General features: G+C 68.0%; 11 protein-coding genes. 6 read left to right on the forward strand and 5 right to left on the reverse strand.

What is annotated here, in order from left to right:
* Positions 1-55 precede the first annotated feature (55 nt).
* From CJ177_RS42990 to CJ177_RS43010, 5 genes are all read right to left on the reverse strand, one after another.
* On the reverse strand, positions 56-859 hold the full coding sequence (locus CJ177_RS42990; protein ID WP_095870734.1) for a hypothetical protein: 804 nt from the start codon (positions 857-859) through the stop codon (positions 56-58).
* The gene (locus tag CJ177_RS42995; protein WP_095870735.1) at positions 856-3,012 is read right to left on the reverse strand and encodes a hypothetical protein; all 2,157 of its coding nucleotides are present in this window, start codon (positions 3,010-3,012) and stop codon (positions 856-858) included. Before CJ177_RS42995 ends, CJ177_RS42990 begins: the two co-directional genes overlap by 4 nt.
* Before the next feature lie 26 nt (positions 3,013-3,038).
* Positions 3,039-6,149: an ATP-binding protein gene (locus CJ177_RS43000; RefSeq protein WP_095870736.1), complete on the reverse strand. Its 3,111-nt coding sequence runs from the start codon at positions 6,147-6,149 to the stop codon at positions 3,039-3,041.
* Between the two features lie 3 nt (positions 6,150-6,152).
* Complete coding sequence (locus tag CJ177_RS43005; RefSeq protein WP_143548807.1) at positions 6,153-6,575, reverse strand: hypothetical protein; 423 nt, start codon at positions 6,573-6,575, stop codon at positions 6,153-6,155.
* A 152-nt stretch (positions 6,576-6,727) separates the two neighbouring features.
* A complete protein-coding gene (locus tag CJ177_RS43010) occupies positions 6,728-7,015 on the reverse strand; it encodes a hypothetical protein (protein ID WP_061045636.1) in 288 nt (95 codons plus the stop codon).
* Between the two features lie 627 nt (positions 7,016-7,642).
* Here CJ177_RS43010 and CJ177_RS47785 point away from each other — a divergent pair.
* From CJ177_RS47785 to CJ177_RS43035, 6 genes are all read left to right on the forward strand, one after another.
* Entirely contained in the window at positions 7,643-8,311 is a 669-nt protein-coding gene (locus CJ177_RS47785; RefSeq protein WP_179443433.1) for a hypothetical protein, read from the forward strand.
* Entirely contained in the window at positions 8,308-10,053 is a 1,746-nt protein-coding gene (locus tag CJ177_RS43015) for an FtsK/SpoIIIE domain-containing protein (RefSeq protein ID WP_164066082.1), read from the forward strand. Before CJ177_RS47785 ends, CJ177_RS43015 begins: the two co-directional genes overlap by 4 nt.
* A 58-nt stretch (positions 10,054-10,111) precedes the next feature.
* Positions 10,112-10,468 carry a hypothetical protein gene (locus CJ177_RS43020; protein WP_095870739.1) on the forward strand — a complete coding sequence of 119 codons (357 nt, stop codon included), beginning with the start codon at positions 10,112-10,114 and terminating at the stop codon, positions 10,466-10,468.
* A complete protein-coding gene (locus CJ177_RS43025; protein ID WP_095870740.1) occupies positions 10,468-11,865 on the forward strand; it encodes a ParA family protein in 1,398 nt (465 codons plus the stop codon). Before CJ177_RS43020 ends, CJ177_RS43025 begins: the two co-directional genes overlap by 1 nt.
* A 108-nt stretch (positions 11,866-11,973) precedes the next feature.
* A complete protein-coding gene (locus CJ177_RS43030; protein WP_095870741.1) occupies positions 11,974-13,197 on the forward strand; it encodes an insoluble domain protein in 1,224 nt (407 codons plus the stop codon).
* 23 nt (positions 13,198-13,220) lie between these two features.
* Positions 13,221-13,931 (forward strand): hypothetical protein, encoded by a 711-nt coding sequence (locus tag CJ177_RS43035; protein WP_095870742.1) that lies wholly within the window; start codon positions 13,221-13,223, stop codon positions 13,929-13,931.
* The last annotated feature ends 268 nt before the right edge of the window (positions 13,932-14,199 follow it).

Below are 14,199 nucleotides of genomic sequence, written 5' to 3' on the forward strand. Positions count from 1 at the left end.
GCTAAGACGACATGTCCCCTGGAGGGATTTTCCTCGGGAGTGGAGCAGTCGTAGTTCACGCGATCGGCCCCGGCATCGGTGTGTCGAGTTCGGGGATAGGAATCGGGCCGGGAACAGGGGCAGGGATGGGGGCGGGGCTGGTGGCCTGTTGGGCGGGCGGAACCGGCTCCGAAGACGACTGGGCCTCGGGGGCGCGATCCGGAGTCGGTGCTGTGCCGGGCGCAGGCGTGGTGGTGGCCGTTGCCGTGGTGGGCGCTGTGGTGGGAGGAGAGGCTGCGGCCACGTCGTCGAGGTCGAGAGTGGGGAGGGGGGAGTCGACCTGCCAGCCATCGTCGGTGTCGGTGACCGCGACGGTCATGGTCCCGGCGCGGGTATCGATCTCCACGGTCGTTCCGGTGGTGCCGGTGCCTGGCAGCGTGCGGGTCGGCCCGAGAATCGACACCGGTGCGGTGGGCCGGGCCGCCGCGAGGGTGTCGTTGACGCGCTCGGGGCGGGTGACCCGGCTGAGCGCGACCGCCCACTGAGTTGGCGATGCGGTGGTGTCGACGAACGCGTGCGCGTAATACATCGCCGCTGTCGCGGGGCTACGACCGATCGAACTGGCCGACATTGTCGCCACCGCGGTTTCGGTGACTTCTTCGGCTGCCGCAGGCGTCGAGGTCACTGAGGTGTTACTGGTGTCTGCGTCGTGGGCGCGCACGTCGCTTCCGCTGTTCTCTGCTCCGGTGACCGCGGTGACAATCAGGCGGGCGATGTAGAGGACCGCGACCATGACCGCGAGCCCGCTGGCGAGCCGACCGGGACTGCGCAGGACCCAGCTACGGATCGCGGTGGTGATCGGGTTGGCACCTGTTCTCACCAGTTCACTCCCAGGTCCCGATTCGGCCGGTCGAGCACTCCCGTCGACTGAGCCGACGCGGTGTCCTCACTCAATCCCGCCCGGGGCAGATCACTGCTGACGGGCCTCGCCGACGAGGCCGGTGCGGGGCGGGTGATCGACACCCACGGACGCGGCGGCTTTCCGGACGCGTCGGGTTCCTCCCTCGGCCGGTAGATGGTGGTCGGTGCGATGACCGCGTCCGGCCCGCCGTCCCACCGGTACGCGTCCTGATGAGGAACGAAGACCTCACTGTCACCGGTATCGAGGGACTCGAAACCGTCGGTGAAATCCGTTGCAGGGGTGTGTTTGCGCAGATCCGCGAGCCCGGTGCGCCCGGTGCCGTCGGCCGGGCCGGCGGTGAGGTCGACACCGGGGAGTCGGGTGCCGGACTCGGGCCCCTCCGGGGACGCTTTGCGCAGGTCCGCCAACACTCCGCCCGCGCCGCCGCGTAGGGCGGCCAGCTGTGCTTGGCGGGCCCGGCCGCGGTAGTCGTCGATGCGTGCGGCCGACAGCGCGCGGCCTTCCTGCCGGATGATCGGAGGCTTGTTACCGCCGATCATGTCGGACCACTGACGACCGGCCCCGTCGGCGGAGCGGTTAATGCCGCCGCGGGCGAGTTCGAGGCTCTTCTCGGCCAGCCCCATGGCGGGATTGGTGACCATCGAGCTGGCGGTGAGCAGGTTCTGCTTCCAGGAACCGTGCTTGTGCCGGTCCATCGCGCCGCCGATCATGCCGCGATGCGACTGGGTGATGGTTTGCGAGAGCCTCTTGAACGGGCGCAACAACATCCAGAAGGCGATGGTGAGGATGACCAGGAACCACAGCCGCCAGGTCCCGTCGATCTCATCATTGCGGTACAGCTTGATCAAGATCAGCAGGTAGACCGACATCAGCACCGCGGCACCGACCGCCCACAGGTAGATCCCGCCGAGGATGCGCCCGACACGGAGCAGGATCGATCCGGAGGCGATGGCGAGCGGAACCCACACGGGGGCGGTGATGATCGCCAGCCGGATCGCCAGCAGCGCCGAGAGTTTCAGCACCGAGGAACCGATCCACAAGATGGAGGGCATCGACGTCTTGACCATCGACAGGAACCCGGTCGTGACCCGGCTCGAGTCTTTGCCCTGAAAGGTGTAGAACGAGAGCCCCTTGCTCTCCAACGGCTCGACGACCTCCCGCCGGAACTTCTCGGCCTTGGCCTCGTCGATCTCTTTCTGTGCGGAGTTGTCGGCCTGGATCCGGGCCTGCTCGTCATAGGTGTAAGCGATCGACTCCCGCAGCTTTGGCCACAGATCGTCGAGCGTCTGCTCAGAGGCGTTTGAACCGAAATACCCTCGCTGCACGTCCGGGATGATGATCCGGTCGGTGATCACCAACCGCGGGTCATCGGTCATTCCCGCGGAGTTGAAGATCTCGCCCTGGGTCTTGGTGATCAGCGCGCTGAACGTGTCGTCGGAGATCTGGATCGCCTTCGCCGGGGCACCGACCATCAACCCACCGATCGCCAGCGCGCCGGCACCGATCGCGAGCTGCCGGAACACCGCCGGGGCATCTGATCGCAGACCGCGGTAGAGGATGATCAGCCCGGCCACCCCAACCCCCACCCCCAGCCACGGCCCGTAGACGGTCGGCCGCAGCGAGTCCGAGACCGCGAGCACGATCTCGTCGAACTGCGCGATCGCCCCCTGGCTGCCGGTCTCGCGGCCTTCGGCGGGGGTGTTGGCCTGCTCGTCGAGCCAGAACGCCGCGGCCGCGAACGATTGCCCGATCGTGAGGAAGGTGTTTCCGACGTCGGTCTTGTTGCGCACCAGCGATACCCCGGTGATGTCCTCGCCGCAGCCGAGGTCGTAGATGTGCCACGTCAGCCCGGCCCAGCCGTGGCCGCCGTACCCGGTGCCGGAGAGCTGGGATTCCGCGGGCTTGTCCACCGACCCGGAGTCGAAGAACGCCGGCGCAGCCGAGTTCGGGGACTGCGGTGCCGGCACGTCCTTGCAGTTGAAGCCTGCGGCGTGGGCGCTGGTCTGCCCGCACATGGCACTGAGCCCGACCAGCATCATGACCGCGCACAGTTGGGTGATCCGCTGCAGCAGGTGTGCGGGCGATCTGGTGGTGCGGGCGGTGGCGGGCATCGAGAAGGTCCTTCCCAAAATGGGGGTCAGGCGGCGGTGGCCCGGGAGTTCAGTGCTTGCGCGACGTGGGCGATGTGAGTGAAGTTCGTCCAGTTCGCGCGCACCAGTTCGATGTCGCCGCCGAGGCGGACAACGTAGGTGCGGGCTTCGTCGGCGCCGGTCTTCGCGGCGCGCTGTTTGCGGGCGTTGTTCGCGCGCGGGTCGTAGGTGTCGTTGCGGCCCCCGCCGAGCTGGTTGGCCAGGATCGTCTCGTACCCCTCGCCTTCGTCGAGGCCGAGGAGTTTGAGTGCGTCGGAGATCGCCCGTTCGGAGGAACCGAGTCGGCCGATGATGATCTCGTCGGTCAGCTGTGACTGGTCCTGGTCGTCGGCGCCGTCCGCCAGCCCGAGGAAATCGCTGGCAAGCTGGCTGCATACGAGTGCGCGGGTGCGGAACTTGCGGGTGTCGCGACCGAGCCGGACGTAGAGAGTGCGCCCGGCCCCGGATTGCTTGAGGTACTTGTTCTCGTCCAGGAACAGCAGTTTCGGTAGTGATCTCGGCTTGTCGTAGACCAGCCGGGTCGCTAACCACGCCGCCAGGTGGATCAGCGGACCGGCCAGGCGTTGGCTGTCGGTGGCCGCACTTCCCTCGGCCTTGTCGTCGATCTGCAGGCCGGGCATGGTCAGGATCGTCAGGCGCTCGTCGAGGACCGAGTCGAACAGTTCGGCGGCGGCGTCGTCACCGGCGGTGGCCGATGGGAACAGCACCCGGGCATCGCGCAGCTGCGACATCGTCCGCAGCATCGGCCCGATCCGGCCCGCGGCGGTGCGCAGTCCTTCACCAATGACCGGAGTGCTCGCGGAGCCAGCGGTCTGGCCGTTGGTCATGCCGTCGACGGCCCCGTGGCCATTGGTATAGGCCATACCGGCAGCAATGTGATCGATCGCATCGAGGACCTTGCCCAGATGGTTGGTCGGCTGACCCCCGACCATCGCCGCAGCCATCCGAACCACACTCTTGGCATCTCGGTCGCTGCGGTCGTCCGTGTCGAGCATCGAGATCAGCACCCAGGACGCGAGCTGGACCCGTTCGGCATGGGCGGCACCGCGATCGTCCTCGTAGGCCGCTGCCGCGGCGGCTGCCGGGTCGGATTCGTGCGCGTACTCGGGATGGCCGGGGCGGTAGATCTCGTCGGCCGGGTCGGGCTCGGACACGACCCGGTAGACGTTGAGGACTCCGGGCTTAGCGCCGCGCCCGGTCAGCTCGTAGACGCGGGTGAACGGCTTGAGTTCGGGCAGATCGGCGAGCGCTCGCAGCGGCCCGGACGGATCCAAGATCACCCCGTGCGCGCCCAGGCGCAGCGCCTGATAGGTAATCATCCCGGCCCAATGAGTTTTGCCGGCGCCCTGGACGCCGACCAGCGGGGTCAGGCCACCCTTGTCGAAGAAGTCGTGGGCGGCGAACAGGTTCCAGGCGACCGGGCGAACCGATATCGACGCGGTTTCGCCGAGGATGATGCCTTCCTCGTCACCGATCCGGTCGGCCGCCGCCCCCATCCCCGCCGACATGGCGAGGACACTCATCCTGCGCTTGTGGGCGGTGTTGGCCAGCTTCTCACCGGGCATGAATTCTTTGAGCAGGTGGTACTGGCCGTTCTCGACTTCGAGTTCGACATCCGGCGCGTACTGCTGCTGCAGCTTCGAGACACGGTCCCGCACCTGCTGCGGGGAGGAACCGGACACGGCGATCCGCCACCACCCCGACCCCCGAGTGGCCAGAGCCCCACCGTTCGACATCTCCGTCCGCAGCCGCCGGGACAACCCGTGCTGCGCAGCCAACTCATCGGGTGGCGTTTCGTCGTGCTCGACGGTGTAGTGCCGGTACTGCGACTCGATCGCGTTGCGCTGCTTCTGGATCTCGCCGAGGGTTTCTTCCGGGGTGTGCAGGGTGATCCGCTCGGACCACTCCAAGGGCAGCCCAAGCTGGTCACCGAGCAGCTGCCACGGCATCTTCTGCTCGGGGATGGCCAGTGGTGCCATCCGCCCCACCGTCAGCACCGTCACGTACGACCGGTAAGTGCGGCCGGCGATGGTGCCCTCGACGACGGTGTGTCCGGCGCCGGGCGTGTAATGCATTTCCGTCAGGTTGCTCAGCGACAACAGATCGGACAGGCCCCACCCCGACGGTGCGTTCGCGGCCGCCGGTTCGGTCAACGGCATCCCCACCGCGGCCGAGCGGCGCAGCAGATAGTCCACCTGACCGCTGTCGGCAGGCAGGGCTTCGACACCAGGGGAGAGCATCACGCGCTCGATCTCCGCGATGTGTTCGGCCGCCGCGTCCTGCTCGGCGATCAGGACCTGCTCGGACCACTTCGACAACCGCGGCCCCACACCCTTCACCCCGGAGCACATGTCGGCCACCGCGACGATCGCCTGCGCGGTCATCGACCGCCGGGGCAGTTCGATGCCCCAGTAACGGCGCTTGCGGGTAGGGGCCGAGTCCAGCAGCGCGACTTGCTGACCGACGAGGTAGTCGTCCCACGCGAGGGCACCGGGAACGTCGGGGAGGCGGTCCTCGGCGAGCTGCGCGTGTGCGCGGCCCCATTCCTTGACCGGCCAGGGCTCGCGCACAGTGCGCCGATGGATACCGGAGACCCCTTTGCCGCGCAGTTCCGCCAGCACCAACGCTTCGTCACGGATGAACCGCGACTGATCGGCAATCGCCCGCATGCTCCACGTGCCGGGCGATTGCACAAACCACAACGTGGCAGTGTCGTCGGTGATGGTGACGTTTCCCAGCACCGCCCGCAGACGCCACTTGGACTGCTTCCGCAACCGAGCCCTGCTCCCGCGCTCAGCGCCCGCACTGGTCGAGTGCCCCTGCGGGGCTGGCCGGGACTTCTTCCCGCCCCGCTTGCTGCCTTTGCGGTGGGCGGGTTCGGTGGGAGCTTCGGCGGGATATTCGGGGTTGGTGACCGGGGAGGGGTCGGTGAGCACAGCATCACCCAAGCTCGCTTGTGGTGCGGCGGTGTGCGAGTCGGCGGTCTGCAGCCCGGCTTGGCGCGCCGCGCGCAGCCACGACTCGGGCAGCACCGGCGGCAGTGCCCCGGGGGGTGGGACGAGGTCGGCCGGGTCGAACCGGTTACCGGGATAGCTCATGACCTACCTGCTCGTAGTCGAAGAAGTCGTGTGATCGCTGGCGGCGGGGGCGAGGCGAACGCGCGCGATCTGATCGGGGATCGACACCGTCTGCGGCGTGTTCCGGATTTTCTTGTTGCGGCCGGCCGCGGATCGTGGAGAGGTGAGGTCGTTGATCGCGGACCGGGCCAGCGACCGGATGGTGCGTTCGTGACCGAGCCCGTCGACGATCCGTTTCGTCCCGAGATAGGTCAACCCCAGCATCACGGTGACGGACCAGCCGCTCCACGGCACCGACAGCACCCCGATGACGAGGATGTATGACAGCGCCAGCAACACCGCACCGATACCCACTGCCTGCCATTTGACTGGTCTCGGGAACGCCCGTCCTGGAGGACCTAGCCAGTGCTGATCCACCCGGTACAGGTCGTCATCGGTCTCGATCACCGCACGCCCCTCACCGACGCTCGCTGATGGCGCGACCGATTGCGAACACGATGGCGGCGGCGATGACCACGCCGAAGATGATCGTCATGGCAGACATGGGATGAGGTCCTCTCGAAAAGAGTGAGTCCGAATGGGGCTGTGTCCGCTACCGGTCACACGCCGGGGACGATCAGCCGGATGAGTCCGGTGCCGACATTCATCGCCGCGTCGGGGTTCGCCGACAACCCGAACCAGCCCAACGCGATCAGGGACAGGCTGGCGATGGTGATGACGGCAGACCAGGACGAGCGAATCGCCTTCGCCAGAAGCACAATCGCTCCGACGCCGAGGATCGGAGGGACTACCTGCTCGCGGAGGAAATCTCCCACCCCGCTGGTCTCGATCCCCTCCTGTGCCAGGAACGTCAGCTGCGACGCAGCCTCGAAAGACTCATGAAGCATGCTCTCTCCCAAAAGATTCGCGGGCAACACCGAACGGTGACGTCAGAACATTGGCACAGGGCGGCTTCGGCACACGAAGACCCCCGCACGCGCTCGGGCGTGTCGCTGCGGGGTCCACCGAGGAGGGCCGGTTGGCGGTGGGTTCACGAGGACGGGTCGTATCGCGGCGGGGCACTGAGGTGGGGACCGGTCGCTGCGGGGTCTGCTCAGGGTGGGGGCCGGTCGCTGCGGGGGCGGGTGCTGCCCTCCGGGCACGCTCTCTTCGGACAACCCTCGCGAAGAACGTGATTGACCCCATATGGGGCACGTGTCGACGATTGGGGGATCGGTGATGCCTGCGCCCCCACTCCCTTCGGGAGACGCCTCCCCCCTACGGGGGGAGGCGAAGTTGAGAATAGCGCCCCGGACCGGTTTCAGTGAACAGTGGTGCAAACACCACTTGGCAGAGAGGTTTTGGAGATACCGGCGGAGTTCGCCTCACGGCGGCCTGGGACGCACTCGCAGGGGCTGCGGACGGGGCGACACGCCCGAGCGCGTGCGGGGGTCCTTGGTGAATCCTCCGGCGAGCGGATTCACTGTGTGCGCATCAGCACCACGCAGATGTCTGACCGAGAAAGGGTTTCCGCGATGCCGTCGAATGACCCTGTGGGCGAGTTCTTCCGGGATGTGTTCGGTCCTTCCGGTACCTCGTCGGCCGCCGGCGGACGCAGGCGGTCCGAGCAGTCGGGGGAGGAAGAGGCAGCGCGGTTCACCCCGTGGGTTCTTGCCGCCCTGGCTGTCGCCATCGCCGTGTGGTGGGCGCCGACCCTGCTGGTGTCCGCTCAGGTCACCGAGCTGTGGCCGCGTTCGCCGCTCTGGGCGCAGTGGCTCATCGACTTTCGGACCAGGCTCGTCGTCACCGTTGCCCTCGTCGGTGCCGGGGACCTGATTCGGTTTCTGCGGCACCGGCAGCGGCGAATCCTGTCCGCGGTGGTGCGACAGACCACCGGCCACATCCCCGTGCGGATCAGGCTCAGTGTGCGTACCGGGTGGCACAGCACCGCGTGGGCGGCAATTCGCCTGCCGCAGGGAGCGGTTGTCGATGCGAACCGACAGGAGCGTCTGAATTCGGCAGTCAATGCGTTGATCGTCGGATCGCCGCTATGCCACCGCGTGCGCGCCGCGTTACCGACCCTCGCACCCACCCGACCCCTGCGATTTCTGCCGCGGAAGACGAAGGCGCAGATCCACAGCGTCCCGGCGGGCGAACCGGGACCCGACAGCCTGACACCCTCGACGCCGAAGGCGGAGCAATGAGCCGATTCCTCGGACCCACAGTCACCGACTGGAAGTACGTCACCGGCTTCCGGGCCGACAAGAGCACCATCACGATCACCCGCCGACCGGTGCTCCCGGACACCCGCAGTGCACGTCACCGCATGCTCGCCGAGCTGTTCTCCGACGGCAAGGCCCTGCAGGACGTGACGGTGTCGGTCGACTCCTACCCCTACGACGGAACCGAAGCCTCCTACCGCATCCACTACAAGCCCACGCTGGCCACCGGCATGGAAGCCAACCGGCACAAGCTCTCCGAGGCTCTGCTCGCGGCCCTCGGCACCCACGAATCAGGGCAGCTGTGGCGAGTGGACTGGGCCCCGGAGAAGCCCATCATCACCCTCTCGCTCCGAAAGCCGCTCGCGACAATGGTGATGCATTCGCTGAAAATCCCGGCCGCCGACCTTCCTGTTCCACAGCTCGACGAACGTGGAATCGCGCGACGCCAGCAGATGCCCTGGCCGGGAAGCGACCCCAGCGTGCCCGGGCAACGCCTGCATGTCCCGTACGCGTCCTGCGAAACCGATGCCGGCGTCGTCGACGCCTACTGGAACATCTCCGACGATTCGTCGGCACCGCACATGCTGGTCGTCGGACCGACCGGCGGCGGCAAGACGGTTCTGCTGACCACCGTGATCACCGAACTCACACTCCGCGGAGTCCCGGTGATCGGTGTCGACCCCAAACGCATCGAACTGCACCAATTCCTCGGCTACCCAGGGGTCCCCGCGATTGTTTTCGAGCCCTTGCGGGCCGCCGAGTTCATCTACGCGCTGTGGCGCGAAATGCACGCGCGGACCAAGTACATGCAGACCCAGCGTCTGAAGGCACGCAACATGCCGCTCCTGGTGGCGGTGCTCGACGAGTTCTTCATCCTCTCCGCGGCCTGGACACAGCTGGCCAAGTCCGGCACCGACGAGGAGAAGGAAGTCATCAAACGCTGCAACCCACTCGGGCGAATCGGCGAACTCGTCGCTTTGGCCCGCTCGGCAGGCATCCGCCTCGCCGTGGGAGTTCAACGCCCCGATGCGCACCTGTTCGGGCGGGATTCCGGCAGTGTCCGCGACAACTTCCAGACCCGAGCAGCGCTTGCACGGTTGAGCAGTGACGGCGCCTACATGATGTGGGGTGAGACCACCGTCGGCCGCGACATCGACGCCAAGATCCGCGGCCGCGCCACGGTCAGTGACCCGTCCGGTGACCCTGCCCTCGCACAGGTGTGGTTCACCCCCACCATCGACGACCACCCCGCCGCCCGCAGCGACCTGTCCGCCGAGGAAGCACACGCCGTCGACAGCCTGCGCCCGACAAGGGATACCCCCGTGTACTGCTTCTCGGCCGAGCTGGCGCAGTTCATCGCCGACGAACAGCACCTGATCACCACGATGGCCGACGACGTCCGCGAGCCCGTTGCAGTCTCCGGGTCGTCGGTGACATCCCTGGTCGACCACATCTGCGATGCGATCCCGGCTGGTGCCCTCGAGGAAGGCATGAACATCGTCCTCGGCCTCGACGATGAACCGGACCGCACCGGCACCGTCCTGACCGTGGAGACCATCCGCAAGATCGCCCGCGACAGCGACGGCACGGTCACCGAGGAGGGACTGGTGCGGGTGGAGGTGTCGGTGGAATCCACCGGCCGCCGACCCGAGGTCCTGATCCTCGAATACAGCGGACTCGACACCGTCTTCCTCGCCGCGGTCGACCTCGCTGCCGCCGCCTGACCCCTGATGTCCCGGCTCTATCCGCTCCACCACCGAAAATACGAGAGAGAGGCCACCGATGGCAGTCCGGCAGATCGAACGAGCAGTGATCCTCGAACCCGAGGACATCGAGGCCATGCACCGCCCATTCGTCAACAAGGGCAACTCCGACCCCGTCGTTCGCGCGTTCCGAGAAGCGCTGCGGGCCTCCACACCCGGATGGCTCTCCGCCCTGGACACCGACAGCAAGACCGTCTCCCGCAGCCGTCTCGACGAGCTCCTCACCGCGATCGGTCATCGGCGCGACCTCGTGGGCGCGCTCCCCGACGGCGAGGTCAAGACCGAGGCACTCGATCAGCTCACCAGCCTCGATGAGCTGATCACCGAAATGCTCGCCCAGCTCGACGGCACCACCTCGGGCGCCGGGAGTCTGTGATGTCCGTCCCGCAGATGACCGTCGCCATCGACGACGGAGGACGCCACGCTACGGCGTATGTGCCGTCGCAGGCCGCGACGCTCGACCTGCGAGGCGACACCGAGCAAGACCTGATGACCGCGGTGTTCGCCGAGGCGCACGCCGAAGCACGAAGCAGCGGGCGGACGATCACCGTCGCGGTCAGCGGCGGCGTCGACACCGCGCCGATGCGGCTCGAGGTCGACCCCGACCAGACCATCCGCCCCGCCCCGGAGCAGGCACCGCCGCAGGAATCTGTGTCGCCCACCGGGGAACGGCCCCAGCGCCGCCCAGCCGGCGGCACTCCCGTCGTCCGGATCCAGGACGAGGCCGGTGAGCCCACGGTTGCTGTGCGGCGGCCGGCGACCGTTCCGACACCCGTACGGGAAGCCGTATTTACCGAGCGCGAAGGCGGACACGACCGCACACCACCCGCCCGGCCGCGGCGGCCGGTATCGGGGCTGGCCGCCCCCGAGATCGCTCCCGGGACCGGTGAGCCTGCCCGCCTGGGAGTGCGAGGTCGACTCAACGCTGTGCTCGGGTTGAGTCTCGCCCCGAAAGCACAGTCGCCGGAGATGCGGCTGCGGGCCGCCGAGTCGGTGATCACCCGGGCGCTGCGCGATTTCTCGGTGATCACCGTCGCCAACCCGAAAGGCGGGGTCGGTAAAACACCGCTCGCCGTGGCACTCACCCAGACCTTGGCGGACCTGCGCGGCGGCAGCACCGTGGTGTGCGCGGATCTCGGCGAGGTCGGCGGCAGTCTCGCCAAGCGGGTCGCCGTCCGCCCGTCGCCGGGCAACGACGTCCCCGCTTTGCTGGCAGCGCATCCCAACCCTGATGTCGCCATCCGACCCTCGGTGCTCTCGCAGCACCTGACCCGTCAACCGTCGGGTGAGGACATCATCGCGGGACGCCGCGGCGACACGACGTCCGTTCTGAACGAAGACCATGCGGCGCATCTGGCCGCGATCGTGGCCCAGCACCGCGACATCCTCGTCGCCGACACGGGCAACAACCCCCTCGCGGGAACCTGGCGGTGGGCAGTGGCGACAGCGGGCGCCGTCGTCGTCCCCGTTCCGTTGCGCTGGGACGCCGCCGACGCCGCAGAAGAGATGATCACGGAATTGGCGTCGACCGCCGCCGATGTTCTCGCGCGCGCGATCGTTGTCATCACCGCCGGTCCCGGGGACGCCCCGATGGTCGAACAGGACACCGTCGAAGCCCTCCGTGACCTGGGAGTACCGCTCGTGGCGCGCATGCCGTTCGAGCCGCTGTTCGCCTCCGGGGAACGTCTTGCACTCTCCCGGCTCCAACCCCACACCCGAGCAGCACTGACCCGACTAGCCGAAGAAGTCGTCAAGACGATCACCGGCCCCTGACTCAGCCATCACCCACCGACCGAACAGATCTCACGCCACCCTCGACGGGCACATCCACCTTCAATTCGCATCTGACCACCCTTCTGGCTACTTCACGAAAGGCACACAATGAGCAACGCCACCGGCGGCAACCGCGCCGCCCGCCGCGCCCGAGGCCCGCACCGCCGACAGAGCGCCACACAGGCAGCCACCGCGCTGGCAGTCATCACCGCCGCCCTGGCCACCGGAATCGCCCTGTCCCCGTCCGCGTTCGCCGACCCGATCCAGGGCGGCGTCACCGGCGACAGCACCCAGGAAGGTGTCACCGGCGCGGACACCCCCAGCGCAACCACCGCCCCCACACCAGCACCCGAGACCGCCTACGTGCACGAGACCCCGGCAGAACCGGTGTACTGGGTCGAGCCGCCCGCCGAGTACCAGAACATCGAGTACCAGCCGCTCCCGAACTACGACTACGGAACCAATGCGTATGTTGAGCCGGAGAACTACTCGATCGAGCCGATGCAGTTCGACCAGCTGCATCTGCCCACGCCGGTGGAACCGACCGCCCCGTTCATCGCCCCACGCGACACCCTTCGCATCGGCGAAATCCATCTCAAACAGCCGAACTGGATCAGCGACGGCGACCGGGACCGCACCAACAACACCCTCTCCGTGGTCCAGGCCGGGGTTTCGACGGGTTGGCGGTCGATCGGTGTGGAAACGTCTCGGGCCGACCGGATCGCCGCCGCACAGGTCGGTGCCGGTGCCGCCGGGGCAGCGCTCGGCGCAGTCACCGCAGGCGGGGCGGCAGCCACCGCGGGCGCACTGGTCGGTGGCACCATCGGCGGCCTCGCCGGAATGACCGCAGGCAACGTCTTCCTTCCCGGACTCGGGTGGGTACCCGCCGGGATCGTCGGCACCGCCGCGGGTGCCGGCCTCGGTGCCGCGGTGGGTATCCCCGTCGCTGCGGCCGGAGCGGTCGTCGGCGGCGCGGCCGCCGTCGCGGCGATGACCCCGATCGCTGCCGGCGACAAGGGAGAACCGCGCGAGATCGAGGTCCCGGACATCGACTCCGAAGCTGTGACCGCCCAGACCGAGACCGTGCTCACCGACTGGGAGAACTCCGGCCAGGTGGGGCAGGCGGCCGCCGACGCCGTACAGGACACGGTCGAAGCTGCGCCCGCGATCGACCAGCAGGCCCGCGATTTCGTCGCAGCCCAGCCCGGCGGCGAGCAGATCATCGAGCAGGTCGACACCACCCTGAACACGTTCTTCACCGACGCCACGCCCGGCCTGGCCGGAAACCTGTTGTCGGGCGCCATCGGCGGCGGCATTCCGGCCGCGAACTGACACCACGAAGGCGGGCGCACACCATGAAGAAGCCGACCCTCGGCCGATCGACGCCGCGGCATCCCGCCGTGATCGACCTTCTCGGCACCACACCCACCACCGACCACCCGCCGGGCGCCCGCACCACGGCGCGCGGCGACCCGGCCACACCACCGCCCCCACCCCGGTCGCCTCTGCCGTCCCCCCGCGGCGGCCGCGGGCCGGGAAAGAAGACGATGGCCGCCGTCGCAGCGGTCACCGTCGCCGTGGCCGCCGGGGTAGCCGTCAGCCAGCTGCGCAGCGGAGACAGTGAAACCGCGTCTACCGCGGCCACAACCAGCGCCACCGCAGCGGCTGTGGAGAACAGGCTGCCCGCCCTCAACCTGCCCGAACCCGACCAGGTCGAACAGACACCCGCGTCGGACGCGGAGTGCCGGGCCGACCGCGGTGACCAGAAGAGCGGGGCGGGCGTGATCGCAGCGTTCAATTTTGCGTACTACAGCTTGCGCAACGGTGAAGCCGCCCGAGCGCTCGCAACACCGAGCTCATCAGTGCTGCCAGGCCCCGAGCTGCAGAAGGTCATCGACGCGGTCCCGATCGGCACCAACTATTGCCTCCGCACCGTCGAACTGTCCCACGGGGTCTACCTCGTCGATCTGTCCGTGATGCAGCCCGCCCAGCCGATCAAACGCGGCACCCAGACCGTCACCACCCACAAGATCGACGGGCGCTGGTACGTCGATGTCTTCACCTGAGTCCCTAGCTCCGAGGTGGAGTGCTAGCCAACGGACCCGAGCGAACCAAGACGTATTCCGTGTAGAGCACGCGAATCATCAGCACAGCCGCGATTGCGTCGTGGCGCAGGAGTTCCGCACACGATGTGCTCGGCGCAGCGCTGACGAGCGGCGGGCCATCGTGCGCCAGAACGTCGTCGTCGCCCCGCCCTCCGACGCACTCGACCTCGGACGGGGCCGTTGCTCGTAAATGGGCGAGCAATGCCAGCAGCGATAGCACGCGTTGCCG

Source organism: Rhodococcus sp. ACPA1, from assembly GCF_002300195.1.
Taxonomy (GTDB): Bacteria; Actinomycetota; Actinomycetes; order Mycobacteriales; family Mycobacteriaceae; genus Rhodococcus_F; species Rhodococcus_F opacus.

Excerpts from the sequence above, each read along its gene's own strand:
- CJ177_RS43025 (WP_095870740.1), top strand. The coding sequence starts at position 10,468 with ATGTCCGTCCCGCAGATGACCGTCGCCATCGACGACGGAGGACGCCAC.
- CJ177_RS42995 (WP_095870735.1), bottom strand. The coding sequence starts at position 3,012 with ATGCCCGCCACCGCCCGCACCACCAGATCGCCCGCACACCTGCTGCAG.
- CJ177_RS43015 (WP_164066082.1), top strand. The coding sequence starts at position 8,308 with ATGAGCCGATTCCTCGGACCCACAGTCACCGACTGGAAGTACGTCACC.
- CJ177_RS43035 (WP_095870742.1), top strand. The coding sequence starts at position 13,221 with ATGAAGAAGCCGACCCTCGGCCGATCGACGCCGCGGCATCCCGCCGTG.
- CJ177_RS47785 (WP_179443433.1), top strand. The coding sequence starts at position 7,643 with ATGCCGTCGAATGACCCTGTGGGCGAGTTCTTCCGGGATGTGTTCGGT.
- CJ177_RS43010 (WP_061045636.1), bottom strand. The coding sequence starts at position 7,015 with ATGCTTCATGAGTCTTTCGAGGCTGCGTCGCAGCTGACGTTCCTGGCA.
- CJ177_RS43000 (WP_095870736.1), bottom strand. The coding sequence starts at position 6,149 with ATGAGCTATCCCGGTAACCGGTTCGACCCGGCCGACCTCGTCCCACCC.
- CJ177_RS43030 (WP_095870741.1), top strand. The coding sequence starts at position 11,974 with ATGAGCAACGCCACCGGCGGCAACCGCGCCGCCCGCCGCGCCCGAGGC.
- CJ177_RS43020 (WP_095870739.1), top strand. The coding sequence starts at position 10,112 with ATGGCAGTCCGGCAGATCGAACGAGCAGTGATCCTCGAACCCGAGGAC.